At 38.5% G+C, this 26,565-nt stretch carries 24 protein-coding genes and 1 pseudogene; 21 read left to right on the top strand and 4 right to left on the bottom strand.

What is annotated here, in order from left to right:
- The first annotated feature begins 222 nt into the window (after positions 1 to 222).
- The 6 genes from HMPREF2805_RS05605 to HMPREF2805_RS05580 all read left to right on the top strand — a co-directional run bounded on the left by HMPREF2805_RS05605 (position 223) and on the right by HMPREF2805_RS05580 (position 6,366).
- On the top strand, positions 223 to 1,020 hold the full coding sequence (locus HMPREF2805_RS05605) for a formate/nitrite transporter family protein (protein WP_075231745.1): 798 nt from the start codon (positions 223 to 225) through the stop codon (positions 1,018 to 1,020).
- Positions 1,021 to 1,100: 80 nt separating this feature from the next.
- A complete protein-coding gene (locus tag HMPREF2805_RS05600) occupies positions 1,101 to 2,375 on the top strand; it encodes a DUF2130 domain-containing protein (protein ID WP_075231744.1) in 1,275 nt (424 codons plus the stop codon).
- Between the two features lie 10 nt (positions 2,376 to 2,385).
- Positions 2,386 to 3,264 (top strand): tRNA pseudouridine(55) synthase TruB, encoded by an 879-nt coding sequence (gene truB, locus HMPREF2805_RS05595; protein ID WP_075231743.1) that lies wholly within the window; start codon positions 2,386 to 2,388, stop codon positions 3,262 to 3,264.
- A 178-nt stretch (positions 3,265 to 3,442) separates the two neighbouring features.
- Positions 3,443 to 3,934: a DUF536 domain-containing protein gene (locus HMPREF2805_RS05590; protein ID WP_049504976.1), complete on the top strand. Its 492-nt coding sequence runs from the start codon at positions 3,443 to 3,445 to the stop codon at positions 3,932 to 3,934.
- A gap of 69 nt (positions 3,935 to 4,003) precedes the next feature.
- Positions 4,004 to 4,594 carry a 3'-5' exonuclease gene (locus HMPREF2805_RS05585; RefSeq protein WP_075231742.1) on the top strand — a complete coding sequence of 197 codons (591 nt, stop codon included), beginning with the start codon at positions 4,004 to 4,006 and terminating at the stop codon, positions 4,592 to 4,594.
- Positions 4,595 to 4,602: 8 nt separating this feature from the next.
- Positions 4,603 to 6,366 carry a glycerophosphoryl diester phosphodiesterase membrane domain-containing protein gene (locus HMPREF2805_RS05580; protein ID WP_075231741.1) on the top strand — a complete coding sequence of 588 codons (1,764 nt, stop codon included), beginning with the start codon at positions 4,603 to 4,605 and terminating at the stop codon, positions 6,364 to 6,366.
- Positions 6,367 to 6,412: 46 nt separating this feature from the next.
- Here HMPREF2805_RS05580 and HMPREF2805_RS05575 read toward each other — a convergent pair whose 3' ends face one another.
- Together HMPREF2805_RS05575 and HMPREF2805_RS05570 are read right to left on the bottom strand one after the other, a co-directional pair.
- Positions 6,413 to 6,712, bottom strand: a complete 300-nt coding sequence (locus tag HMPREF2805_RS05575; protein WP_075231740.1) for a YbaB/EbfC family nucleoid-associated protein — start codon at positions 6,710 to 6,712, stop codon at positions 6,413 to 6,415.
- A 339-nt stretch (positions 6,713 to 7,051) separates the two neighbouring features.
- Positions 7,052 to 8,218, bottom strand: a pseudogene (locus HMPREF2805_RS05570) (IS30 family transposase).
- Between the two features lie 222 nt (positions 8,219 to 8,440).
- Between HMPREF2805_RS05570 and HMPREF2805_RS05565 the strand changes: the two are divergent.
- The 12 genes from HMPREF2805_RS05565 to HMPREF2805_RS05510 all read left to right on the top strand — a co-directional run bounded on the left by HMPREF2805_RS05565 (position 8,441) and on the right by HMPREF2805_RS05510 (position 20,074).
- Complete coding sequence (locus HMPREF2805_RS05565; protein WP_036752755.1) at positions 8,441 to 9,148, top strand: IspD/TarI family cytidylyltransferase; 708 nt, start codon at positions 8,441 to 8,443, stop codon at positions 9,146 to 9,148.
- Between the two features lie 4 nt (positions 9,149 to 9,152).
- Complete coding sequence (locus HMPREF2805_RS05560) at positions 9,153 to 10,175, top strand: ribitol-5-phosphate dehydrogenase (protein WP_075231739.1); 1,023 nt, start codon at positions 9,153 to 9,155, stop codon at positions 10,173 to 10,175.
- A 12-nt stretch (positions 10,176 to 10,187) separates the two neighbouring features.
- Positions 10,188 to 11,057, top strand: coding sequence for a phosphotransferase family protein (locus HMPREF2805_RS05555; RefSeq protein WP_075231738.1), 870 nt, complete (start codon positions 10,188 to 10,190; stop codon positions 11,055 to 11,057).
- On the top strand, positions 11,047 to 11,925 hold the full coding sequence (locus HMPREF2805_RS05550) for a DMT family transporter (RefSeq protein ID WP_075231737.1): 879 nt from the start codon (positions 11,047 to 11,049) through the stop codon (positions 11,923 to 11,925). The genes HMPREF2805_RS05555 and HMPREF2805_RS05550 overlap by 11 nt, the downstream gene beginning before the upstream one ends.
- A gap of 12 nt (positions 11,926 to 11,937) precedes the next feature.
- A complete protein-coding gene (locus tag HMPREF2805_RS05545) occupies positions 11,938 to 12,627 on the top strand; it encodes a sugar phosphate nucleotidyltransferase (protein ID WP_075231736.1) in 690 nt (229 codons plus the stop codon).
- A 250-nt stretch (positions 12,628 to 12,877) separates the two neighbouring features.
- Entirely contained in the window at positions 12,878 to 13,678 is an 801-nt protein-coding gene (locus tag HMPREF2805_RS05540; protein ID WP_075231735.1) for a dihydroorotate dehydrogenase electron transfer subunit, read from the top strand.
- Complete coding sequence (locus HMPREF2805_RS05535) at positions 13,641 to 14,627, top strand: dihydroorotate dehydrogenase (RefSeq protein ID WP_083301286.1); 987 nt, start codon at positions 13,641 to 13,643, stop codon at positions 14,625 to 14,627. The genes HMPREF2805_RS05540 and HMPREF2805_RS05535 overlap by 38 nt, the downstream gene beginning before the upstream one ends.
- A 65-nt stretch (positions 14,628 to 14,692) precedes the next feature.
- Positions 14,693 to 15,604, top strand: a complete 912-nt coding sequence (locus HMPREF2805_RS05530) for a bifunctional riboflavin kinase/FAD synthetase (RefSeq protein ID WP_061863015.1) — start codon at positions 14,693 to 14,695, stop codon at positions 15,602 to 15,604.
- 384 nt (positions 15,605 to 15,988) lie between these two features.
- Positions 15,989 to 17,152 (top strand): A/G-specific adenine glycosylase, encoded by a 1,164-nt coding sequence (mutY, locus tag HMPREF2805_RS05525; protein ID WP_075231733.1) that lies wholly within the window; start codon positions 15,989 to 15,991, stop codon positions 17,150 to 17,152.
- Between the two features lie 64 nt (positions 17,153 to 17,216).
- Positions 17,217 to 17,921 (top strand): response regulator YycF, encoded by a 705-nt coding sequence (gene yycF, locus HMPREF2805_RS05520; RefSeq protein ID WP_075231732.1) that lies wholly within the window; start codon positions 17,217 to 17,219, stop codon positions 17,919 to 17,921.
- Positions 17,914 to 19,263 carry a cell wall metabolism sensor histidine kinase VicK gene (vicK, locus tag HMPREF2805_RS05515; RefSeq protein ID WP_075231731.1) on the top strand — a complete coding sequence of 450 codons (1,350 nt, stop codon included), beginning with the start codon at positions 17,914 to 17,916 and terminating at the stop codon, positions 19,261 to 19,263. Before yycF ends, vicK begins: the two co-directional genes overlap by 8 nt.
- A gap of 1 nt (position 19,264) precedes the next feature.
- Positions 19,265 to 20,074, top strand: a complete 810-nt coding sequence (locus HMPREF2805_RS05510) for an MBL fold metallo-hydrolase (protein WP_075231730.1) — start codon at positions 19,265 to 19,267, stop codon at positions 20,072 to 20,074.
- Positions 20,075 to 20,110: 36 nt separating this feature from the next.
- On the opposite strand, the gene HMPREF2805_RS05505 is transcribed toward HMPREF2805_RS05510, so the two are convergent.
- Together HMPREF2805_RS05505 and HMPREF2805_RS05500 are read right to left on the bottom strand one after the other, a co-directional pair.
- On the bottom strand, positions 20,111 to 20,458 hold the full coding sequence (locus tag HMPREF2805_RS05505) for a DUF6568 family protein (RefSeq protein ID WP_075231729.1): 348 nt from the start codon (positions 20,456 to 20,458) through the stop codon (positions 20,111 to 20,113).
- A 110-nt stretch (positions 20,459 to 20,568) separates the two neighbouring features.
- A complete protein-coding gene (locus HMPREF2805_RS05500; RefSeq protein WP_075231728.1) occupies positions 20,569 to 22,287 on the bottom strand; it encodes a phospho-sugar mutase in 1,719 nt (572 codons plus the stop codon).
- A 153-nt stretch (positions 22,288 to 22,440) separates the two neighbouring features.
- Between HMPREF2805_RS05500 and HMPREF2805_RS05495 the strand changes: the two genes are divergently transcribed.
- The 3 genes from HMPREF2805_RS05495 (at position 22,441) to HMPREF2805_RS05485 (ending at position 26,478) form a co-directional block, all read left to right on the top strand.
- Positions 22,441 to 24,342, top strand: coding sequence for an ABC-F family ATP-binding cassette domain-containing protein (locus HMPREF2805_RS05495; protein WP_075231727.1), 1,902 nt, complete (start codon positions 22,441 to 22,443; stop codon positions 24,340 to 24,342).
- 2 nt (positions 24,343 to 24,344) lie between these two features.
- On the top strand, positions 24,345 to 25,208 hold the full coding sequence (locus HMPREF2805_RS05490) for an XRE/MutR family transcriptional regulator (protein WP_075231780.1): 864 nt from the start codon (positions 24,345 to 24,347) through the stop codon (positions 25,206 to 25,208).
- Positions 25,209 to 25,284: 76 nt separating this feature from the next.
- Entirely contained in the window at positions 25,285 to 26,478 is a 1,194-nt protein-coding gene (locus tag HMPREF2805_RS05485; RefSeq protein ID WP_075231726.1) for an MFS transporter, read from the top strand.
- The last annotated feature ends 87 nt before the right edge of the window (positions 26,479 to 26,565 follow it).

The raw sequence follows: 26,565 nt of genomic DNA, 5'->3' as shown, positions 1-26,565 counted from the left end.
ACTTTTTTGTAAATTCAATATTGATCAAAATAAAATTATATATTAAATATATAGAATAGAGGATTTAAAAATAAAGGGGTGAAAACATTAAAGATGCTGATACAAAGCAAATGGAAACGATTGCTAAAAGTGATAAAAATATTGTAAATAGAATTAAGAAAGCCTTCCCATAATTTCGATTTTATGTTATAATATTCACAAATAAAAGTTTTAGGAGTTTATATGGTTTCTTCAGAATTTATCTCAAAAATTGAATTTGCTTGTAAGAAAAAGGAAAGTCTTTACAGTCAAAGTAAATTCAAGTATGCTATCCGTTCAATGTTTGCTGGTGCATTCTTAACATTTAGTACAGCAGCTGGTGCAGTTGGAGCTGACTTGATTAATAAGATTGCTCCTGGTAGTGGACGTTTCCTCTTCCCATTTGTTTTCGCTTGGGGATTGGCTTACATTGTCTTCTTGAATGCTGAGTTAGTAACATCTAACATGATGTTCTTGACAGCTGGTAGCTTTTTGAAAAAAATTAGCTGGAGAAAAACAGCTGAAATTCTTCTATACTGTACTTTCTTCAACTTAATCGGTGCTCTTATAGCAGGATGGGGCTTTGCCCATTCAGCGGCTTATGCAAACCTAACACATGATAGCTTTATTTCTGGAGTTGTGGAAATGAAGTTGGGTCGTTCAAATGAACTTGTCTTGCTTGAAGCTATCTTGGCTAATGTCTTTGTAAATATCGCGATTCTTTCATTCGTTTTAGTTAAGGATGGTGGAGCAAAACTTTGGTTGGTTCTTTCAGCCATTTACATGTTTGTATTCTTAACAAACGAGCACATCGCCGCAAACTTTGCATCATTTGCTATTGTGAAATTCAGTGTTGCTGCTGATTCAATCGCAAACTTCGGTATTGGAAATATTCTTCGTCACTGGGGTGTAACTTTCATCGGTAACTTTATCGGTGGTGGTCTACTCATGGGATTACCTTACGCTTTCTTAAATAAAAACGAAGATACATATGTAGATTAAAAGTTGGATTGATTCCAACTTTTTCTTTTTGTTTATCCATGCTATAATGAAAGTAGAATAGATAAATTTAGAGGAATAACATGAACGAAATAAAATGTCCCAACTGTGGGGAAGTCTTTACAGTCAACGAAAGTCAGTATGCAGAACTCTTGTCGCAGGTGCGAACAGCAGAGTTTGATAAGGAATTGCATGACAGAATGAAACAAGAGTTGACTCTGGTTGAGCAAAAAGCCTTGAATGAGCAACAGACCAAACTGGCGCAAAAGGACCAAGAAATAGCTCAGCTTCAAAGCCAAATCCATAATTTTGATACAGAAAAAGAATTAGCAAAGAAAGAAGTGGAGCAAAGTGCTAGCCAAAGCCTGCTTGAGAAAGAAAAAGAAGTTCAAGCACTTGAGAACCAGCTGGTTACCTTGCGTTTGGAGCATGAGAACCAACTACAAAAGACTCTATCTGACCTAGAGAAAGAAAGAGACCAAGTCAAAAACCAACTCCTTTTACAAGAAAAAGAAAATGAGTTGTCTCTAGCCTCTGTAAAACAAAATTATGAAGCCCAGCTAAAGGCAGCCAGTGAGCAGGTTGAATTCTACAAGAATTTCAAGGCACAACAATCAACCAAGGCAATCGGTGAAAGTTTGGAACACTATGCGGAGAGTGAGTTTAACAAGGTTCGTAGCTTTGCCTTTCCAAATGCTTACTTTGAGAAGGACAACAAGGTTTCTGCTCGTGGTTCTAAAGGGGACTTTATCTTCCGTGACTTTGATGAAAATGGGCTGGAATTCATCTCCATCATGTTTGAGATGAAAAATGAAGCTGATGGTACTGAGAAGAAACATAAGAATGCAGACTTTTACAAGGAATTAGACAAAGACCGCCGTGAGAAAGACTGTGAGTATGCTGTTTTGGTAAGTATGCTTGAAGCAGATAACGACTACTTCAATACTGGGATTGTCGACGTCAGCCACGAGTATGAGAAGATGTATGTCATTCGTCCTCAATTCTTTATTCAGTTGATTGGTCTCTTACGTAATGCTGCCCTTAATTCCCTAAAATACAAGCAGGAGTTAGCGCTTGTTCGTGAGCAAAATATCGATATCACGCATTTTGAGGAAGATTTGGACGCTTTCAAGGTAGCTTTTGCAAAGAATTATAACTCAGCTTCTGTTAACTTCGGCAAGGCTATTGACGAAATCGACAAGGCTATTAAGCGAATGGAAGAGGTGAAGAAATTCCTGACAACATCAGAAAACCAACTCCGCCTGGCTAACAATAAGTTAGAAGACGTTTCAGTCAAAAAACTGACACGAAAAAATCCAACCATGAAAGCTAAGTTTGAAGCATTGAAGGGGGAATAGAAAGCAAAACATGAACGGTATTATCAACTTAAAAAAAGAGGCGGGGATGACCTCGCATGATGTGGTTTTTAAGCTGCGTAAGATTTTGGGAACCAAGAAGATTGGTCATGGTGGGACGCTAGATCCTGATGTGGTGGGCGTTTTGCCGATTGCCGTTGGTAAGGCAACCCGCATGGTCGAATTTATGCAGGATGAGGGCAAGATTTATGAGGGTGAAATTACTCTAGGCTATTCTACGACCACCGAGGATACTAGTGGTGAGGTAGTTTCAGAGACACCAGTTTTGTCACCTTTGAATGAGAATCTTGTCGATGAAGCAATCGCTAGTCTGACAGGGCCTATCACCCAGATTCCCCCAATGTACTCAGCTGTTAAGGTCAATGGTCGCAAACTCTATGAGTATGCGCGTGCTGGTCAGGAAGTGGAACGTCCTGAACGTCAGGTGACGATTTATAGTTTCGAAAGAACAAGTTCCATTTCCTATGAGGAGAATCTTGCACGATTTAGCTTCCGTGTAAAATGTAGCAAAGGGACTTATATCCGTACCTTGTCAGTTGACTTGGGAGAAAAACTTGGCTTTGCAGCTCATATGTCTCATTTAACACGAACAAGCGCTGCAGGCTTGCAGTTAGATGATGCTTTGACCTTGAGTGAAATTGAGGAAAAAGTACAAGCTGGTGAATTAGACTTTCTTCATCCCTTGGAGATTGGGACAGGTGACTTGGTCAAGGTATATTTGACTCCAGAGCAGGCAGAAGAAGTACGTTTTGGTCGCTTTATTAAATTGGAACAAACTGAGAAGGAATTGGCTGGCTTTGAAGGTGATAAATTACTTGCAATTTTAGAGAAGCGGGATCATTTTTATAAACCAAGAAAGGTTTTCTATTGATTAGAGCTGGTGGAAAAATTGCAAACTGATTTTTAGTTTTAAAAAATGCTAAAAGTCAGTCCAGTTTTGACCAGAAAAAGTTATGAAAAAGGGTTGAAAACACGGTGATATTTGACAGTTTTGCTTGCTTATGATAATATTTAAATAAAGAAAAGCTAGAAAACTTTCAGAGGATATTATGAGTATTGAGATGACTGTAAGTGAGATTGCTGAGGTCTTGGGCTTGTCCCGCCAAGCAATCAATAACCGTGTCAAGGAATTACCTGAAGAAGATACGACTAAAAATGATAAAGGAGTCACTGTGGTAACTCGCAGTGGCTTGATTAAGCTTGAAGAAATCTACAAAAAGACCATTTTTGAAGATGAACCTGTTAGTGATGATGTGAAGCAACGTGAATTAATGGAGATTCTTGTTGATGAAAAGAATGCAGAAATCATCCGTCTTTATGAGCAATTAAAGGCTAAAGACAAACAGTTAGCTGAAAAAGATGAACAGATGCGTGTCAAAGACCGTCAAATCGCAGAAAAAGATAAGCAATTGGATCAACAACAACAGTTAACCCTACAAGCCATGAAGGACCAAGAAACCCTTCAGTTGGAGTTGGATCAGGCTAAGCAAGAAGTACAAGCAACGAAGAAAGGCTTCTTTGCTCGCTTATTTGGAGGATAAGAAAAACTGCTTGGTTTCTAGGTATAACCAAGTAGTTTCTTTTTACACATACAGTAAGGAATGGATAAGATGGAAAAATTAAGAGATTACATTTCATTTGATTTGGAATTTAATAAACACCAAGACAAAACTCACTTGATTCAGGTATCTGCGGTCCGTTTTAAAGATGGTGAAGAAGTAGGAGCATTTGACTCATATGTTCATACGGATGTACCATTGAAAAGTTTTATAAACGGTTTAACGGGTATCACATCTGAAACCTTGAAGGATGCTCCGAAGGTGGAAGATGTTCTCAAAGATTTTCAAGCCTTTATTGGTCAATTACCTATCGTTGGCTATAATGCAACTAAGAGTGATTTACCGATTCTATTGGAGCATGGTTTCGATTATAGTAGCCAATATCAAGTGGACCTCTATGATGAAGCTTTTGAGCGACGGAGTTCGGATCTTCACGGGATTGCAAATCTCAAGTTACAAACTGTTGCAAGTTTTCTAGGATTTAAGGGACAATCTCATAACAGTTTAGAGGATGCTCGTATGACTGCGCGTGTTTATGAAGCTTTTTTAGAATCTGATGAAAGTAAAATCTTACTGGACGTCAAGAGTAGTCTTAACTCTAATCCTTTTGGTGGTTTAGATTTATCACAGCTGTTTGATTAGGAGGTTTTATGAAACCTGAAAAGCCTAAAAAATTGGGTTTTAAAAAGATTTACCTCAATCTTGATAAAATCCTCTTTCTATTTTTTCTAATCTTTATGTTGGTCGACTATATTTGGTTACCTTTGAATTCATTGATAGCGGGTTTTTTGCTAAGTCAGACGGGCTATTTGTTTATTTCTTACAATAACATTTTTGCCATTATCAAAAATGCTCCTATAGTCAGTATTGGCTTCTTAATCTTAATCATTCTTAACCTTTTAGTTGCTTATTTTCAACTCAGTCTTCTCTTTATAGGAGCACGTCATCTTCTTTATCATGAGAAAAGAACACTGATAGAATACAGTCGTAAGGTCTTTCGTGAGAGTCTTGTCTTTATGAAAGGTCTGACAATTACAAAAGCCTTATTTATCTTCTTCTATGTTGCCATGCTTTTTCCTTTCATCAGGAAGTTTTTAAAGATTTATTATTTTAATAAAATCGTAATCCCAGAGTTTGTTCAGACCTATATGGAAGATAAGTACTGGATGTGGTGGCTAGGTATTATCATCTTGTCAATCCTCTTCCTCTACGTTTCTGTTAAGTTGGTATTTGTTCTTCCAAAAATCTTGTATGACAAGATGACAGTCAAGGAAGCTGTGCTCTATAGTCTTGAAAAAACTAGAAATCAATTCTGGTTTTACGCTTGGCATCTCTTTATCATTGTTGTCAAAACAAATCTTTTCTTTTACTTGCTTCTAATCCCACTATTGATTGTCCAGTTTTTAGTGGATGGTCTCACACAAAGAGAATCCTTGATTCTTGCTATTTCAAACTATATCTTGATTAAAAATATCCACTATATGGCCCTGACTTACTTCTTGGTTAAGTTCACTTCATTTTTAACAGGTGAGGAATTGGATATTATACCGAGACGAAAAAAAGACCATCTCATGAGATGGGGGGTTATGGGGTGTGCAAGTATCATCTTTGCTATTGAAGGCTATCTCTATTTAGAGGCACCTGTTGCAAATCCTCCGCGCGTGATATCCCACCGTGGTGTTTCCAATGCTAATGGCGTGCAAAATACTGTAGAATCCCTAGAAAAGACAGCTCAATTAAAACCAGACCTTGTTGAAATGGATGTTCAGGAAACCAAAGATGGTCAGTTTGTCATGATGCACGATGCGAATCTGAGAAGTCTAGCAGGATTAAATGTGACTCCTCAAGACCTAACTTTAGAAGAGTTGAAGCAGATAGATATTTTTGAGAATGGCTATCAAACTAAGATATCAAGCTTTGATGATTATCTAAATCGTGCCAACCAACTAAATCAGAAACTACTTATTGAGATTAAAACAAGTAGGAAAGATAGTGCTCAAATGATGGATCATTTTCTAGAACGTTATGGGGCGAAAATCAAAGTCTATGGTCATCAGATGCAATCACTAGATTACCATGTTATTGAAAAAGTAACCCAGTATGATAAGGAAATTCCAGTCTATTTCATTCTGCCCTACAATTCCGTTTTTCCAAGAACGAATGCAACAGGCTATACCATGGAATATTCTACCTTAGATGAATATTTTGTAACCAAGCTTTGGAATACAAAACAAAAACTCTATGTATGGACAATCAATAGTTCGGAATCCTTTGATAAGTCCCTACGTTTGGGAGTTGATGGTATGATAACAGATGATCTAGAAAGAATTAAAGAAGAGCTTGAAACCGCTCAGGAAAATCCTGAATATACGGACTTGCTTCTCAAGAAAGCAACAGAAATATTTACTTTCTAGGTAAGACAAAAGAGGCTGAATTGAACATCAGCCTCTTTTTATGCTATTAGAATGGTAATTTACCAGCAAAAGCCCCTAGTTTCTTTTTAGTTGCTTCATAAATTTGCTCAAGAGCTGCATTCACTGCCTGAACAGTCATGTCAGAAAGAGTTTCGATGTCTTCAGGGTCAACAACCGCAGGATTGAAATCAATTTTTGTAACCTTCTTATCTCCAGTCAATGTCGCAGTTACAAGGTTTTGGGCAGAAGTTCCAATAAATTCTGTAGCAGCAAGTTCAGCCTGACTTTGCTCCATTTGTTTTTGAAGTTTTTGAGCTTGACGCATCATGTTTTGCATATTCATCATGGTGGTATATAGCTTCCTTTTCTATTATTTTCTTTATTATTTTAACAATTTTAACTAGAAAAGTCTATTCAAATTTTTAACGATAAAAGCAAAATTCCCAAACTAAGTTCCACCGCTAATCCAAGTGGAAGTTAGTCTGATAAAAATTGTAAAAACCAGTGGAATTCCGTGTCAGGGTAAGTTCCACTGGTTTTACTCATGCTTGATTTCATCGCTTTTGTAGCCGAAAGGAATAGAAAAAAGAGCGCACAAAATCCCCTCATCTGAAAGCGTTTCAGATTAAGTTCCGCTATGGTGGAAGTTAGTATGAGACGTTTGAATGGGTTTTTTGGTTAGTTTTTAGATTTTATGTTGGAGTAATTTAGAAGACTGACAGACATCTTCTGCAGGTATTTTAGAAATGCCGAGAAGTTTAGGAATTTCTTCTCCGTAAGTAAAGGCAAAGAGTTCATAGGCTGACTTTCCATTCAAAGCAGCGCGTTTGACACTGTTGACATGCGAACAGACGAGATTAATATCCTCTTGAGTTAAGTTGTCAAAGGAAGTTCCCTTAGGTAGAATGTCGCGAATCAGCGTGTGATTTTTCTCAATTCTCCCTTTCTGGTCAGAGCGATTAGGGTCGCAAAAGAAGAGCTTGCTCTCTCCTCGAACATCCATTTCGATGTCATCAACCCTGGCAAACTCTCCACCATTATCAGTCAGAATGACAGGAAAGAGTTGGAAGAAATCTTTGTCCGCTTGGTGAAGAGTGTTCTTGATTTTATAAAGGTGTTTGGTAACCTCAAGGGCAGTTTTATTAACCAGAAGTCTAGCGAAGATAAAGTTACAGAAAGAGAGGTTGAAGGTGAGTAGGACTTTACCTCCTATCCTCCCCAGAACTGTATCCATTTCCAACTAAGAGTCTAGTTGATTAAGGGCTAAATAGTTTTTGAAATCCTCATAGGAACGGCCTTTTTTAGCTTCTTTAGGGATGGAAGGTAGCTTACTTTTCCGTCTTTCTTTGAATTTAACGGTTCTGGCTAGGTCAATAGGAGCGATAGACAGGTAACCTTTTCGGATGTGCCGATAGACGGTTGAGGAGCTGACATCAAGGTTATGAGTTTTGAGGATATGATAGATGTGTTGTCCCTTTTTAACCCCATCAGAAATGACTTTGTCCATGTCCCAGAAGGTCTTGGAATTGAGAGGAGTTCCTTCACGAGATTCAACAAGAGTTTGTTCGTACTGTTTTTGAGCTTGCTTAGCGAGGTAGAAGATCTTCTTATAACCACAATTCTGCCTTCTTTTAGGACAGCCATTACAGACAAAGGGAGCTTTGTCGAGTAGAGGGAAAGGAAGGTTATCGCATGTAGACTCTCGGACTTGTCTGTTTCGTTTGACTTCTTTGGAAACAGTAGTTGGGTCTTTTAGAATAAGTTGCCCGATAGCTTTAAAGGTTTCACCGCGTTCTAAGCCCAGTTGGATATCATTACGGTCTGAAAGGGTAAGATGTTTATGTTTTTTCATAGTAGACCTCATTTCTAACTCAAACGTCTCACACTTAATTCCACCATAAAAATCCGTTTTAGACCAATTTCCACTTCGGTCAGGAAAGTGGAAGTTACTTTGAGAAATTACCTAGCGCTCTTTCTGACTAGAGAATTCTAGTATTTATTTCGAGAAAGGGCTAGGTTGTGATATAATAGTAAAGAACGAGTTTTTTTAAAAACAGACTAAAGGAGTATTAAAATGATCTACGCTGGAATTTTAGCAGGTGGAACCGGTACGCGCATGGGGATTAGTAATTTACCCAAACAATTTCTTGAGTTGGGAGATCGCCCAATCTTGATTCATACTATTGAAAAATTTGTTTTGGAACCAAGTATTGAAAAGATTGTAGTTGGAGTTCATGGGGACTGGGTTACACACGCAGAAGATTTAGTTGAAAAATTCCTTCCGCTTCATAAGGATCGTATCATCATCACCAAAGGTGGTGCGGATCGTAATTCTAGTATTGAAAAAATTATTGAAGCTATTGATGCTTATCGTCCACTGACAGAAGATGATATCGTGGTAACGCATGATTCGGTTCGCCCCTTTATCACACTTCGTATGATTCAAGACAATATTGCTCTTGCTCAAAAACATGATGCTGTCGATACTGTAGTTGAAGCGGTGGATACCATTGTTGAAAGTACAAATGGTCAGTTCATCACAGATATTCCAAATCGCGCTCATCTTTATCAAGGACAAACACCTCAAACCTTCCGTTGTAAAGACTTTATTGATTTGTATGGTTCTTTATCAGCAGAAGAAAAAGAAATTTTAACAGATGCATGTAAAATCTTTGTCATTAAGGGTAAAGATGTAGCCTTGGCTAAGGGTGAATACTCAAACCTTAAAATTACAACAGTTACAGACTTGAAAATTGCTAAAAGTATGATTGAGAAAGACTAGAGACATGATTAATCAAATTTATCAACTGACCAAACCAAAGTTTATTAATATTAAATATCAGGAAGAAGAAATTGATCAAGAGAATCATATCCTCATCCGACCAAATTACATGGCGGTTTGTCACGCGGATCAACGTTACTACCAAGGTAAACGTGATCCAAAAATTTTAGCGAAAAAACTACCAATGGCTATGATTCACGAGTCTTGTGGTACAGTCATTTCTGATCCAACAGGTACCTACAAAGTTGGTCAGAAGGTTGTTATGATTCCCAACCAACCACCTATGCAGAGTGATGAGGAATTCTATGAAAACTATATGGCAGGAACTTATTTCTTGTCGAGTGGTTATGATGGCTTTATGCGAGAATTTGTATCTCTGCCTAAGGATCGTGTGGTAGCTTACGAAGAAATCGAAGACACAGTTGCCGCCATTACAGAGTTTGTCAGTGTTGGCATGCATGCTATGAATCGTTTCATGACGGTATCTCACAGCAGACGTCAGCGTATTGCAGTTATTGGAGATGGTAGTCTAGCTTTTGTCATGGCTAATATTATCAACTATACCTTGCCTGAAGCAGAGATTATCGTCATTGGCCGTCATTGGGAAAAACTTGAACTCTTCTCATTTGCTAAAGAGCTCTACATTACTGATAGCATCCCAGATGATCTTAGTTTTGATCATGGTTTCGAATGTTGTGGTGGTGATGGATGCGGACCTGCTATCAATGATCTCATCCGTTACATCAAACCACAAGGTACTATTCTGATGATGGGAGTTAGTGAGTACAAGGTCAACATCAATACTCGAGATTCCTTGGAAAAAGGTTTGCTACTAGTTGGTTCTTCACGTTCTGGGCGAGTTGACTTTGAAAATGCCATCCATATGATGGAAATTAAGAAGTTTGCCAATCGTTTGAAGAATATCATTTATTTAGAAGAACCAGTACGAGAAATTAAGGATATTCACCGAGTTTTTGCAACTGACCTAAATACTGCCTTTAAAACAGTCTTTAAGTGGGAAGTCTAATGGAGGATGAGCGTGGAAAAGATTATTAAGGAAAAACTGACATCTTTACTATCAACTGATGAGGATATTATAAGTGTTGAACAACTAGGAGGAATGACTAATCACAACTATTTGGTTAAGACAACCTCAAATCAGTATATCGTTAAGTTTTTCGGAAAAGGCACAGATAAATTGATTAACCGTCAAAATGAGAAATTTAATCTGGACTTGTTAAAAGATTTAAAACTTGATGTAGAAAATTATCTTTTCGATATTGAAGCAGGTATCAAGGTTAATCAGTACATTAAATCTGCGAATACTCTTAATTCCACTACTATCAAGACTAAGTTTGAAAAGATTGCGTCTATTTTACAAACGGTTCATGCTTCGGGTAAGGAATTAAAAGGAGAGTTTGCTCCTTTTGAGGAAATCAAAAAATATGAAACCTTGATTCAAGGGGAGATTTCCTATCCAAACTATGAAACTGTCAGAAAGTCTGTGTTTTCTCTAAAAGAAGAGCTTGAACAAATCGGTATTGATAAGAAATCATGTCACATTGATTTAGTACCAGAAAATTTCATAGAAGGACCAGATGGTCACCTTTATCTGATTGATTGGGAATATTCTTCTATGAATGATCCTATGTGGGATTTGGCAGCCCTCTTCCTAGAATCAGAGTTTACTAGTGCAGAGGAAGAAGATTTTCTCAGTTATTATGAGAGTGACAAGACTTCAGTTTCTAGAGAAAAAATTCGTATCTACAAAATCTTGCAGGACATCATTTGGAGTCTTTGGACTATTTACAAAGAAGAAAATGGTGCAGATTTCGGAGATTATGGAATTTCTCGCTACAATAGAGCTGTAAAAGAATTAGAGTCTGAAGGAGATTTATATGAAAACTAAAAATGGAGTTTCTTTTGGTCTACTTTCAGGTGTCTTCTGGGGATTAGGCTTAACCATTAGTGCCTATATCTTCTCTATATTTACTGACCTATCACCTTTTGTAGTAGCAGCAGCACACGATTTTCTGAGTATTTTTATCTTGCTAGGATATCTTTTATTTAAAGAAGGTAAAGTACGTATTTCAATCTTCTTGAACATTCGAAATGTCAGTGTCATTATTGGAGCACTTTTAGCTGGGCCGATTGGGATGCAAGCCAATCTCTATGCGGTCAAATATATCGGTAGTTCATTAGCATCCTCAGTTTCAGCTATTTATCCTGCAGTATCTGTCATTCTCGCTTTCTTTTTCTTAAAGCATAAGATTTCTAAGAATACAGTATTTGGTATTTTGTTAATCATAGCAGGCATTATTGCTCAGACCTACAAGGTTGAACAAGTGAATTCCTTCTATATCGGAATACTCTGTGCCTTGATTTGTGCGCTTGCTTGGGGAAGTGAAAGTGTTCTGAGCTCATTCGCTATGGAAAGTGAACTCAGTGAACTCGAAGCACTCTTGATACGACAAGTCACATCTTTCTTGTCCTACCTTGTCATTGTTCTCTTCTCGCATCATTCATTTGCGGAAGTAGCAAATGGTCAATTGTTGGGTCTTTTGATTATCTTTGCAGCATCAAATATGATTTCTTATCTAGCCTATTATATGGCTATTAATCGATTGCAGCCGGCAAAAGCTACTGGTCTAAATGTGAGTTATGTAGTATGGACTGTTTTGTTTGCAGCTATTTTCTTGGGCTCGCCCCTTAATTTACTGACCATTATTACTTCCCTTATCGTAATGGCTGGTGTTTATATTATTATTAAAGAATAAAGGAGAAAACGCGTGAAAGCGATTATTTTAGCAGCCGGATTGGGAACTCGTTTGAGACCCATGACAGAAAATACTCCCAAAGCCTTGGTCAAGGTTAATGAAAAACCTTTAGTTGAATATCAAATCGAATTTTTAAAAGAACGTGGTATTGATGATATTATCATCGTTGTCGGTTATTTAAAAGAACAATTCGACTATCTTAAAGAAAAGTACGGGGTTCGTTTGGTCTTTAATGATAAGTTTGCTGATTACAATAATTTTTACTCACTTTACTTGGTGAAAGAAGAGTTGGCTAATAGCTACGTTATCGATGCGGATAACTATCTTTTCAAAAATATGTTCCGTAATGATATCGAGCGTTCAACATATTTCAGTGTTTATCGTGAAGACTGTGACAATGAATGGTTCCTAGTTTACGGAGAAGATTACAAAGTTCAAGATATAATCGTCGATAGTAAGAATGGACGCATCTTGAGTGGTGTATCGTTCTGGGATGCTCCAACAGCTGAAAAGATTGTTGGATTTATCGATGAAGCCTATGCAAGCGGTGAATTTGTAGATCTCTACTGGGACAACATGGTTAAAGATAATATCAAAGAACTGGATGTTTACGTAGAGGAATTGGAAGAAAATTCTATCTACGAAATCGACAGTGTCAAAGATTATCAAAAATTGGAGAAGATTCTCTCTTCACAAAAATAAGTAAACTAAAATACGTCAGACACCGTACCTATTTTTGCTTGACTTTTTAGGGTTGATACAGTATACTAGTAAAAATTTAACCTTTAAGGGAAGTCCAGAGAGGCTCACAAGGTGTCAGATAGAAAATAGATTACACAAACTTCGAATAAACACAGTTTATTTGATTCTTTTCTGTAAGTATCTTACTGAAACCTTGCGATTGCAAGGTTTTTCTTTTTCTGAACCCCTTAAAATTTAAGGAGGAAACGGTATGAATCCAAATTGTAAAAAACGCATGGGTGCTATTCGCTTGGAAACCATGAAAGTAGTGTCTCAAAAGGAAATCGCACCAGCAATCTTTGAACTAGTACTTCAAGGAGAAATGGTTGAAGCTATGAAAGCTGGACAATTTCTACATTTGCGTGTACCTGATGATGCCCATCTCTTGCGTCGTCCGATTTCAATCTCGTCTATAGATAAGGCTAAAAAACAATGCCATCTTATTTATCGTATCGAAGGTTCTGGTACAGCAATTTTTTCAACTTTGAAACCAGGTGATAGTTTAGATGTTATGGGACCTCAAGGAAATGGCTTTGACTTATCTGATTTAGATAAGCAGAGTCATGTTCTCCTAGTCGGTGGAGGAATTGGTGTGCCCCCTTTACTTGAAGTAGCTAAACAATTAGATGAACGTGGTGTAGATGTCACAACAGTTCTAGGATTCGCTACTAAAGATGCTGTTATTTTGGAAGATGAATTATCCATATTTAGTCAGGTCTTTGTAACGACTGATGATGGATCTTATGGTATTAAAGGAAATGTATCGGTAGTGATTAATGAATTTGACACAGAATTTGATGCAATCTACTCATGCGGTGCGCCAGGTATGATGAAATACATTAATCAAACATTTTACGACCATCCAAGAGCTTACCTATCCCTAGAATCCCGTATGGCCTGTGGCATGGGAGCTTGCTACGCTTGCGTCTTGAAAGTGCCTGATAGTGAAACAGTTAGTCAACGTGTGTGTGAAGATGGCCCTGTATTTAAAACAGGCACAGTTGTTTTATAAGGAGAGTGTCATGACTACAAATCGATTACAAGTTTCTCTACCAGGCTTAGAATTAAAGAATCCTATCATTCCTGCTTCAGGCTGTTTTGGCTTTGGTCAAGAATATGCCAAATACTATGATTTAGACCTTTTAGGCTCTATCATGATTAAGGCGACTACCCTAGAACCCAGGTTTGGAAATCCAACTCCAAGGGTTGCAGAAACACCAGCAGGTATGCTAAACGCCATTGGTTTACAAAATCCTGGTTTAGAAGTCGTTCTCTCTGAAAAATTACCTTGGCTTGAAAGAGAATACCCAAATCTCCCTATTATCGCCAATGTTGCTGGCTTTTCAAAACAAGAATACGCGGCCGTATCTCATGGAATTTCTAAGGCAACTAACGTGAAAGCCATTGAGCTCAATATCTCTTGTCCTAACGTTGATCATGGGAATCATGGACTTTTAATTGGACAAGATCCTGAGTTGGCCTATGATGTGGTGAAGGCTGCGGTAGAAGCATCAGAAGTGCCCGTTTACGTCAAATTGACTCCAAGTGTTACTGACATCGTAACCATTGCTAAGGCTGCAGAAGATGCTGGAGCTAGTGGAATCACCATGATCAATACCCTTGTAGGAATGCGTTTTGATCTCAAAACAAGAAAGCCGATTATTGCAAATGGGATAGGTGGCATGTCTGGACCTGCAGTATTTCCTGTAGCTCTAAAACTAATCCGTCAAGTAGCTCAAACAACTAAGCTTCCAATCATTGGTATAGGGGGAGTGGATTCTGCTGAAGCTGCCTTAGAAATGTATCTGGCTGGTGCATCAGCTATCGGAGTCGGAACAGCAAACTTTACCAACCCATATTCTTGTCCAGATATTATCGAAAATCTGCCAAAAGTCATGGACAAATATGGTATTGATAGTCTAGAGCAACTCCGTAAAGAAGTCAAAGAAGGTTTACTTTAAGTTTTATGTGCTGAATTCAGTCTAAATTGTTTTGAAAGCGCCATTTTTTTGGTATAATAAATACTATGATTATTACAGTACCTATTAAAACAGAAAAAGATATTGCAACACCAGGACCAAACGTCCTTGTACTTGGTTATTTTGATGGAGTTCACCTTGGACATCAAAAATTATTTGAAATAGCTTCTAATATTGCTGCTGAAAAGCGCCAGGGAGTAGCTCTAGTAACTTTTAACGAATCACCAAAACTAACTCTGAATCAATATTCACCTGAACATTTATTGCATATTTTGTATGCTAGTGAACGTGAACGTAGATTGAAGAGAGCTGGAGTTGAGAGTTTGTATTTGATGGATTTCACTAGTCGAGTAGCAAATATGACTGCCCAAGAATTCATTGATACCTATGTCAAGGAAGCAAAGGCAGATACGATTGTAGTTGGTTTTGACTATACTCTTGGTTCAGATAGAAAAACAGCTGAGGATTTAAAAGAACTCTTCCATGGTGAAGTGGTTATTGTTCCACCAGTTGAGGATGAAAAGGGGAAAATTAGTTCAACGCGTATCCGCCAAGCCATTCTAGAAGGAGATGTAAAAGAAGCAGGCAAACTTTTGGGATTTCCTTTACCAACGAGAGGAGTAGTGGTTCACGGAAATGCTCGAGGTCGAACTATTGGCTTCCCGACAGCTAATCTAGTCAACTTGGATCGGACATATATGCCAGCTGATGGTGTTTATGCCGTTGATGTTGAAATTCAAAGAAAAGTCTATCGTGGTATGGCAAGTCTAGGTAAAAATGAAACCTTTGATGGCGAAGAAGAGCGTTTTGAAGTTCATATCTTTGATTTTTCTGACGATATCTATGGGGAAACTGTCATCGTTTCCTGGTTGGACCGTATCCGTGATATGGTGAAATTTGATAGCGTTGATCAATTAGTTAAACAACTAGAAGAAGATGAAAAGATAGCTAGAAAATAAAATCAAAAAATAGTAGAGTTTGGGATTTTCTCAAACTCTTTTTTATTTGTATTTTTAGCTTAAGTTTGGGGAATCATCATAACTATTATAGTAGGCTAAATAAAGAATAGTTCATTTCGACTTCTAAAAAATTGCTAGAAATTGATTTGACTCCCCTAATCAATTTGTTTATATCTTATTTCAATCCACTATATTTAACTTAGGTCAACATTTAAAATTAAAACTGACAAGTAGCTATATAAAAATTAGAGTATTATGAACAGAATCTATCTTTTCTCCATTTTGCTTAAATAATAAGGATTGTTTTTTATGATAGAAAAGTGTTTTCTTCAATGTCTATCTTGATTTTTTGAGTATCCTAAAAGGTTATGCTATACTAGAAATATGTTAGATTTGGAGAAATATAGTGTGACCATGTGGGAAGAGGACAAGATTCTCTCTTTCCGTCAAAAATTATTAGCTTGGTATGACGAAAACAAGCGTGATTTACCTTGGAGACGGAGTAAGAATCCTTATCATATCTGGGTATCTGAAATTATGTTGCAGCAGACTCGAGTTGATACCGTCATTCCCTATTATGAACGTTTTTTAGACTGGTTTCCGACTGTTGAGAGCTTAGCAAATGCTCCTGAGGATCGCTTATTAAAAGCCTGGGAAGGACTTGGCTATTATTCTCGTGTCCGCAATATGCAAACAGCCGCTCAACAGATTATGAGTGAATTTGAAGGCAAGTTCCCGTCTACTTATGAAGGTATTTCAAGTTTAAAAGGGATTGGTCCTTATACAGCTGGTGCAATCTCTAGTATTGCATTTAACCTTCCGCAGCCTGCAGTAGATGGCAATGTCATGCGCGTTTTGGCACGTTTGTTTGAAGTAAATCATGATATTGGAAATCCTAGCAATCGAAAAATATTTCAAGCTATGATGGAAGTTCTGATAGATCCTGATCGTCCAGGTGATTTCAATCAGGCTTTGATGGATTTAGGTTCAGATATTGAGGCTCCTGTTAATCCAAGACCAGAAGAGAGTCCTGTTAAGGAGTTCAGTGCTGCTTACCAACATGGGACCATGGATCGCTATCCCATTAAGGCTCCCAAGAAAAAGCCAATCCCTATTTATCTAAAGGCTCTTGTAGTACAAAATAGTCAGGGGCAGTTTTTATTAGAAAAGAATGAGAGTGAAAATCTCTTGGCTGGATTTTGGCATTTTCCCTTGATTGAAGTTGATGAATTCTCAGACCAAAATCAAGATTTGGATCTTTTTAGTCAAGTAGCGGAGCCAATTTTACAGCTTGGACCATCTCCACAGGAAAGTTTTGAACAGGACTATGATCTTGAAGTTGATTGGCAAGATCTACGATTTGAAGAGGTCAAGCACATTTTTAGCCATCGTAAATGGCATATCCAGATAATTGCAGGCCGAGTTGCTGAGACACAGGAATATGCAGATAGAGAAGTCCTTTGGTTAAGTCCGGAAGAATTTAGCAATTATCCCCTAGCCAAACCTCAGCAAAAGATCTGGCAAGCCTACTTGAAAAGAAGCTGCTAGTATCGGTCTTGCGTGTCTTCTTTACATTTTTTTGGTATAATGAGATAAGGAAAAAGGTGACTAAATGAAAAAAATACTAATTGTAGATGATGAAAAACCCATCTCAGATATTATAAAATTTAATATGACCAAGGAGGGTTATGAAGTTGTAACTGCTTTTAATGGTCGTGAAGCTCTTGAACAATTTGAAGCTGAGCAGCCAGATATTATTATCTTGGATTTGATGCTTCCAGAGATTGATGGACTTGAGGTCGCAAAAACTATTCGTAAGACAAGTAGTGTTCCCATTATCATGCTTTCAGCAAAGGATAGCGAATTTGATAAGGTTATCGGGCTTGAGCTTGGAGCAGATGACTATGTGACCAAGCCATTTTCAAATCGTGAACTACAGGCCCGTGTTAAAGCTCTTCTCCGTCGTACAGATCTTGTCTCAGTTGATAGCCAAGAACCTGAAACGAAATTACAAAGTCTGCAGATTGGCGATTTGGAGATTTTACCAGATGCCTACGTGGCTAAGAAATATGGTGAAGAGTTAGACCTAACCCACCGTGAATTCGAACTCTTGCATCATTTAGCTTCTCATCTTGGACAAGTTATTACCCGAGAACATCTTCTTGAAACCGTTTGGGGATATGACTATTTTGGGGATGTCCGTACAGTAGATGTAACCATTCGACGCTTGCGTGAGAAGATTGAAGACACACCAAGCAGACCTGAATACATCCTAACTCGTCGTGGAGTGGGATATTATATGAGAAATAATGATTGAAGTAATTAGACAAACAATTTTGACGAGCGACTTTATCTTTATCCTCATCTTAATTGGCTTTATTCTGTTAGTGTCTTTTCTCTTGCTTGAGAGTCGTCGTGATAATATTCGTTTGAGGCAGATCAATCAGAAAATAAAAGATTTGATTGATGGTGATTATTCTCAGGTTTTGGATATGCAGGGAAGTTCAGAGATAACTAATATCACTAACAATCTTAATGATTTGTCCGAAGTAATCCGTCTGACTCAGGAAAATCTCGAACAAGAGAGTAAGAGGTTGCATAGTATCCTAGCCTATATGACAGACGGAGTGCTTGCAACCAATCGTCGTGGGCAAATCATCATGATCAATGATATGGCCAAGAGGCAACTTGGAGTTGAAAGGGATGATGCTCTTAATCAAAATATCTTAGAATTACTCAAGATTGAAGAAGAGTATGAGCTGAGAGAACTTATTACTCAGAGCCCTGAGCTGATGATTTATTCGCAGAATCTTAATGGCGAGTATATCAGTTTGCGCGTTCGTTTTGCCTTGATTCGTAGAGAGTCTGGCTTTATCTCTGGTTTAGTAGCAGTTCTACATGATACGACTGAACAAGAGAAGGAAGAACGTGAGAGAAGGCTTTTCGTTTCGAACGTTAGTCATGAGTTGCGTACACCTTTGACCAGTGTAAAATCCTATCTTGAGGCCTTGGACGAAGGAGCTCTTACAGAACCAGTTGCTCCAGATTTTATCAAGGTTTCTTTGGATGAAACCAACCGTATGATGCGGATGGTGACGGACCTCTTGCATCTATCACGGATTGACAACGCAACTAGTCACTTAGATGTTGAGTTGATAAACTTTACGGCCTTTATCACCTTTATCCTTAATCGTTTTGATAAAATGAAAAGTCAAGATGAGGAGAAGAAGTACGAGTTGGTGAGAGACTATCCGATTACTTCTGTTTGGATTGAGATTGATACAGATAAGATGACCCAGGTGATTGACAATATCCTGAATAACGCTATCAAGTATTCACCAGATGGTGGAAAAATCACTGTTAACATGAAAACTACAGATGATCAGATGATTTTATCTATTTCAGATCAAGGACTTGGGATTCCTAAAGAAGATTTACCAAAGATTTTTGACCGTTTTTATAGGGTTGATAAGGCTAGAAGTCGTGCTCAAGGAGGAACAGGACTAGGATTGGCTATCGCCAAGGAAATCATCAAGCAACATAAGGGATTTATCTGGGCCAAGAGTGAATATGGCAAGGGATCTACCTTTACTATCGTACTTCCATACGATAAGGATGCCGTGAAAGAAGAGATTTGGGAGGATGAACTAGAAGACTAGAATGAGTGATATCGGTTTTAAATACAGTATTTTAGCGTCGGGTTCCAGTGGAAATTCATTTTACTTGGAAACACCAAAAAAGAAAATTTTAGTAGATGCAGGACTCTCTGGCAAAAAAATTACAAGCCTTTTGAGTGAAATCAATCGTAAACCAGAGGATTTGGATGCTATCTTGATTACGCATGAGCATTCAGACCATATCCACGGCGTGGGCGTTCTGGCTCGTAAGTACGGCATGGATCTTTATGCCAATGAGAAAACCTGGCAGGCTATGGAAAATAGTAAGTATCTTGGTAAGGTTGACTCGTCGCAAAAGCATATTTTCGAGATGGGTAAAACTAAAACCTTTGGCGACATCGACATTGAGAGTTTTGGTGTGAGTCATGATGCAGTGGCGCCCCAGTTTTATCGTTTTATGAAGGATGACAAGAGCTTTGTCATGCTGACGGATACGGGCTATGTTAGTGACCGGATGGCTGGCATTGTCGAGAACGCAGATGGCTATCTAATCGAGTCAAATCATGATGTGGAAATCCTGCGAGCAGGATCTTACGCATGGCGACTCAAACAACGCATCCTGTCTGACCTTGGTCACCTCTCAAACGAGGATGGAGCAGACGCCATGATTCGTACACTAGGTAATCGTACCAAGAAGATTTACCTAGGCCATTTGTCCAAGGAAAATAATATCAAAGAGCTGGCTCACATGACCATGGTCAATCAGTTAGCTCAAGCAGATCTGGGAGTAGGAGTAGACTTTCAAGTTTACGATACTTCACCAGATACTGCAACACCACTGACTGATCTATAAAAAAGAAGGCCTATGCCTTCTTTTTTATAGACTATTTTACAATCCTGCAAATTCTTTGATTTCTTGTGCTGACATTGAAGAGTCGCAACGGACATTGATTTGTCCATCTGCAATGTGAACAAAGCCTGGTACAGTTGGGATTCCGTAGCGTGAGCGGAATGCTTGCAACTCATTGAGTTGACTTGGTTCTTCGCTATTGATGAAGTAGATGTGCGCTTTGGTTTCAGCCACCACACCAGCCAATGTACCAGCAAATTTACGGCAGTAAGGACAAGTTTTGCGTCCGATAAAGAAAGTTGCAGTTTCTTGCTTGTCAAGTGCTTCTTGAGCACGCGCTACAGTTGTAACTTCAAGATCTTTGATGTTTTCTAAAAATTGTTCCATGAGATTACCTCGCTTTCATTGATAAGTCTAGTATGCCATAAAGTTTCTAAAATTGCTTAGATTTGATACGAAAAAAAGATGAGATTATTTGGTCTCATCTTTTTAGGTCTTTATTTTACAAAAGCATTGATTTCTGCTTCGATATTAGCAATCTTAGCTTGTGATTCTTCGTTGGTTTCACCTACAACTGCAATGTAGAACTTGATTTTTGGTTCTGTACCTGAAGGGCGAACAGCAATCCATGAACCGTCAGCAAGTGTGTATTTCAACACATCACTTGGAGGAGTTGTCAAGTTTGTAACAGTACCGTCAGCAGCAGTGGCAGTTTGAGCCTTGAAGTCTTCTACGACAGTGATAGCTGTTGCATCCCATTCTTTTGGAGCATTGTTACGGAATTTAGCCATAATCGCTTTGATTTGTTCAGCACCATCGACACCTGAAAGGGTAACAGAGATTGTCTTTTCTGCGTAGTAGCCGTACTCTTTGTAGATTTCTTCGATACCGTCTGCAAGTGTCAAACCACGTGAACGGTAGTAGGCAGCAAGTTCAGCAACGACAAGAACGGCTTGGATAGCGTCTTTATCACGTACGAATGGTTTAATCAAGTAACCGAAGCTTTCTTCAAATCCCATCATGTATGTGTGATTGTGTTTTTCTTCGAATTCTTGGATTTTTTCAGCGATAAATTTGAAACCTGTCAAAACGTTGAACATAGTTGCGCCGTAGCTTTCAGCAATCTTCGTTACCAAGTCAGTTGATACGATAGATTTGCAAAGAGCCGCGTTTTCTGGAAGAGTTCCAGCGTTTTTGTGGGCTTCCAATATGTATTTAGCCATGATAGCACCGATTTGGTTACCTGAAAGGTTGAGGTAGCTACCATCTTTTTGAAGAACTTCAACACCAACACGGTCAGCATCTGGGTCAGTTGCCACAAGAACATCTGCACCAACTTGACGACCAAGTTCTTCAGCAAGGGCAAAGGCTGCTTGGCTTTCTGGGTTTGGAGATTTTACAGTTGAGAAGTCAGGATCAGGAGTTGCTTGAGCTTCAACGACTTGAACAGAATCAAATCCTGCTTGGGCAAGAGCACGACGAGCCAACATTTCACCAGTACCATGAAGTGGTGTGTAGACAATCTTCATGTCTTTACCAAATTCTTCAATCAAGGCTGGGTTGATGTTTACATCCTTAACTTCTTTAAGGTATTCTACGTCAACAGCTTCGCCGATGACTTCAATTAAGCCAGAAGCTTTTTCAGCTTCCACATCAGCAACTTCAACTGCAAATGGATTTTCGATTGCACGGATATAAGTAGTCAAAGCGTCCGCGTCGTGTGGAGGCATTTGTCCTCCGTCTTCACCGTAAACCTTGTAACCGTTAAATGGAGCAGGGTTATGGCTAGCTGTGACCATGATACCTGCGAAACAGTTGAGATGACGAACTGCAAATGATAGTTCTGGAGTTGGACGGAGGCTTTCAAATACGTAAGATTTGATGCCGTGTTTAGCAAGAACTGCCGCAGATTCAAAGGCAAACTCAGGTGAGAAGTGACGGCTATCGTAGGCAATTGCTACACCGCGTTCTTTTTCGTTTCCACCTTTTGACTCAATCAAACGAGCCAATCCCTCAGTAGCTTGACGAACAACGTAGATGTTGATGCGATTTGTACCAGCGCCAATCAAGCCACGCATACCTGCAGTACCAAATTCAAGATTTGTATAGAAGGCATCTTCCTTAGTTTTTTCGTCCATATTTTCCAAATCTTGACGAAGGTAGTCTGGAAGCTCCGCAAAATCAACCCATTTCTGGTAATTCTCTTGGTAAGACATTAAAATTCTCCTTTTTGTAAATTGTTCTAACCGTTCACATTATAGCACTTTTTAGCGTTTTAGTAAAACGGTAGCATAATTTTCAGAAAAGTAGTGACATATGCCTGTTTATCGAGTCTTGAATGCCTTAGGGAAACATGCTATACTACTTGTATGATTATTTTACAAGCTAATAAAATTGAACGTTCTTTTGCTGGAGAGGTTCTTTTTGATAATATAAACCTACAAGTAGATGAAAGAGACCGCATTGCCCTCGTTGGGAAAAATGGTGCTGGAAAGTCTACTTTACTCAAGATATTGGTTGGAGAAGAGGAGCCAACCACTGGTGAAATCAATAAGAAAAAAGATATTTCCCTCTCTTATCTCGCACAGGATAGTCGCTTTGAGTCTGAAAATACAATTTACGAAGAAATGCTACATGTATTTGATGACTTGCGTTGTATTGAAAGACAACTTCGACAGATGGAGTTGGAAATGGGGGAAAAAACTGGGGTAGAATTAGACAAACTTATGTCTGACTATGATCGCCTATCAGAAAATTTCCGTCAGGCTGGAGGATTTACCTATGAAGCCGATATTCGCTCTATTTTAAATGGATTCAAGTTTGACGAGTCCATGTGGCAGATGCGAATCGCTGAGCTTTCCGGTGGTCAAAATACCCGTCTAGCGCTAGCCAAAATGCTTCTTGAAAAGCCTAATCTCTTGGTTTTGGACGAGCCGACTAACCACCTAGATATTGAAACCATTGCCTGGTTAGAAAACTATCTAGTTAATTATAGCGGTGCTTTAATTATCGTCAGCCACGACCGTTATTTCCTTGATAAAGTAGCAACCATAACGCTCGACTTAACCAAACATTCTTTAGATAGATACGTTGGAAATTACTCTAGTTTTGTGGAGCAAAAGGAGCAGAAGCTTGCAACTGAAGCTAAAAACTACGAAAAGCAACAGAAGGAAATTGCTGCTTTGGAAGACTTTGTCAACCGAAATCTTGTTCGAGCTTCAACGACCAAACGTGCCCAATCTCGACGCAAGCAACTGGAGAAAATGGAGCGATTGGACAAGCCTGAAGCTGGTAAAAAATCAGCTAATATGACCTTCCATTCTGATATAGTATCTGGTAATGTTGTTTTGACAGTGGAGAATGCTGCTATTGGCTATGATGGTGAAATCTTATCAGAACCCATCAACCTTGATCTTCGTAAGATGAATGCTATTGCCATTGTTGGTCCTAACGGTATTGGTAAGTCAACCTTTATTAAATCCATTGTGGATCAGATTCCCTTTATCAAGGGTGAGAAGCGCTTTGGTGCTAATGTTGAAGTTGGCTACTATGACCAAACTCAAAGTAAGTTGACACCAAGCAATACAGTTTTAGATGAACTTTGGAATGATTTTAGATTGACGCCAGAAGTGGAAATCCGAAATCGTTTAGGCGCCTTCCTTTTTTCTGGTGACGATGTTAAGAAATCAGTTGGAATGCTGTCAGGTGGCGAGCGAGCTCGTCTGCTTCTAGCTAAACTTTCAATGGAAAACAACAACTTCTTGATTCTGGATGAGCCGACCAACCACTTGGACATTGATAGCAAGGAAGTTCTGGAAAATGCACTAATTGACTTTGATGGAACTCTTCTCTTCGTCAGCCACGACCGTTATTTTATCAACCGTGTTGCCACTCATGTGATGGAATTATCTGAGAATGGATCAACACTTTATCTTGGTGATTATGACTATTATGTTGATAAAAAAGCAGAGCTAGCAGCTAGCCAAGCAGAAGAAGCGGCAGCTGTTGACCAAGAAAAAGAAGTTTCTCCAGTTAATGACTACCATGCCCAAAAAGAGAGTCAAAAAGAACTGCGTAAATTGATGAGACAAATTGAAAGTCTTGAGACAGAAATCGAAGAACTAGAAACGCAAGCCCAAGCTATCTCTGAACAAATGCATACCACCAATGATGCAGATAAACTCATGGAATTGCAGGCAGAGCTGGATAAAATCAGCCACCGTCAGGAAGAAGCTATGCTTGAATGGGAAGAATTATCAGAGCAGGTGTAAAGATGGAACATCTTGGAAAAGTCTTTCGTGAATTTCGAATCAGTAAAAATTACTCTCTAAAAGAAGCTGCAGGAGAGGCCTGTTCAACCTCCCAATTATCCCGCTTTGAATTAGGGGAGTCTGATATGGCTACGTCACGTTTCTTTGAAATATTAGACAATATCCACGTGACGATTGAAAATTTCATGGATAAGGCCAGAAATTTTCAACATCATGAGCATGTCAGTTTGATGGCTCAGATTATTCCACTTTACTACTCAAATGATATTGCAGGTTTTCAAAAGCTTCAAAGAGAACAACTTGAAAAGGCTAAGAGTTCAACCAATCCCCTCTATTTTGAGCTGAACTGGATTTTGTTACAAGGTCTGATTTGTCAAAGAGATGCTAGCTTCACTATGAAGCAAGGTGATCTGAATAAGGTGGCAGATTATCTTTTCCAAACAGATGAATGGACCATGTATGAGTTGATCCTATTTGGCAATCTCTATAGCTTTTATGATGTGGACTATGTTGCTCGACTTGGTAGAGAAGTGATGGAGAGGGAGGATTTCTACAAAGAAATTGGACGCCATCGAAAACTGGTCTTGATTTTAGCCCTTAATTGTTACCAGTATTGTTTAGAACATCTTGCTTTTGAAAATGCCAGCTACTTTGAAGCTTATATAGAGAAAATCATAGGTAAGAGTATCAAACTCTATGAGCGTAATGTTTTCCACTTTCTTAAAGGCTTTGCCCTTTATCAGAAGGGGCAAAAAAAAGAAGGTTGTAAGCAAATGCAGGAAGCAATGCATATTTTTGCCGTGCTTGAGCTTCCAGAGCAGGTAGCTTACTATCAGGAACATTACGATAAATTTGTAAAAGATTAATTTTCCCAAATAAGGGAAAAATGAGAAACTCCTTCAAGTTTTGATACAATAGTTTCAAAATTTGAGAGGAGTTTTTATGAATCGATACGCAGTACAGTTGATTAGCCGTGGAGCTATAAACAAGATAGGAAATATGCTCTATGATTATGGAAATAGTGTTTGGCTGGCCTCGATGGGAACGATTGGGCAAACCGTTCTAGGGATTTATCAGATCTCGGAACTCGTTACATCCATTCTAGTTAATCCCTTTGGTGGAGTTATTTCAGACCGTTTTTCGCGTCGCAAGATTTTGATGACAACAGACTTGGTTTGTGGGATTCTCTGTCTGGCCATTTCCTTTATCAGAAATGATAACTGGATGATTGGAGCTTTGATCTTTGCTAATATTGTCCAGGCCATTGCCTTTGCATTTTCTCGCACTGCCAATAAAGCTATTATAACGGAAGTTGTAGCAAAGGACGAGATAGTGACCTATAACTCTCGCTTGGAGTTAGTTTTGCAGGTTGTTGGTGTTAGTTCTCCTGTGCTTTCTTTCCTCGTTTTACAATTTGCAAGTCTTCATATGGCGCTCTTACTAGATGCACTGACTTTTTTCATTGCTTTTGCTCTAGTTGCTTTACTTCCCAAAGAAGAACCAAAGGTTCAAGAGCAGAAGAGTTTCACCGGGAAAGTTATTTTTGCGGATATCAAAGATGGCTTGCACTATATCAGGCATCAAAAAGAAATTTTCTTTCTCTTGTTAGTGGCTTCAAGTGTGAATTTCTTTTTTGCAGCTTTTGAGTTTTTGCTCCCTTTTTCAAATAAACTTTATGGGGTAGACGGAGCCTATGCGACTATCTTAACCATGGGTGCAATTGGCTCAATCATAGGAGCACTGATAGCAAATAAATTTAAATCGAGCATGAATACACTCTTGTTCTTATTGATCCTCACAGGAGTAGGAGTTTTCATGATGGGCTTACCACTGCCTAATTTTCTAACTTTTTCAGGAAACCTAGTTTGTGAATTATTTATGACAATTTTTAATATTCACTTCTTTACTCAGGTACAAACCAAGGTTGATGGAGACTATCTGGGAAGGGTATTGAGTACCATTTTTACACTAGCGATTCTCTTTATGCCGATTGCGAAGGGGTTAATGACCTTTCTACCAAGTGTTCATTTAGGTTCCTTTTTAATTATCGGTCTTGGAGTTATTTTACTTTCGTTGGTATCGATAGTCTATATTCAAAGACAGAAGAAGGATTCGGATGAGCAAAATCAAAATTGAAGATAAAATTAAGTAAATCTGCCCATTATAAAACGTATCGTATCAACTCTCTTTTTGAACTGCACCCCAAAAGTTAGACAGAAAAAA

This window comes from Streptococcus sp. HMSC034E03, from assembly GCF_001811505.1.
GTDB lineage: Bacteria > Bacillota > Bacilli > Lactobacillales > Streptococcaceae > Streptococcus.
Note: the sequence above shows the minus strand (reverse complement) of the source record. Positions and strands in the feature narration are given on the sequence as shown.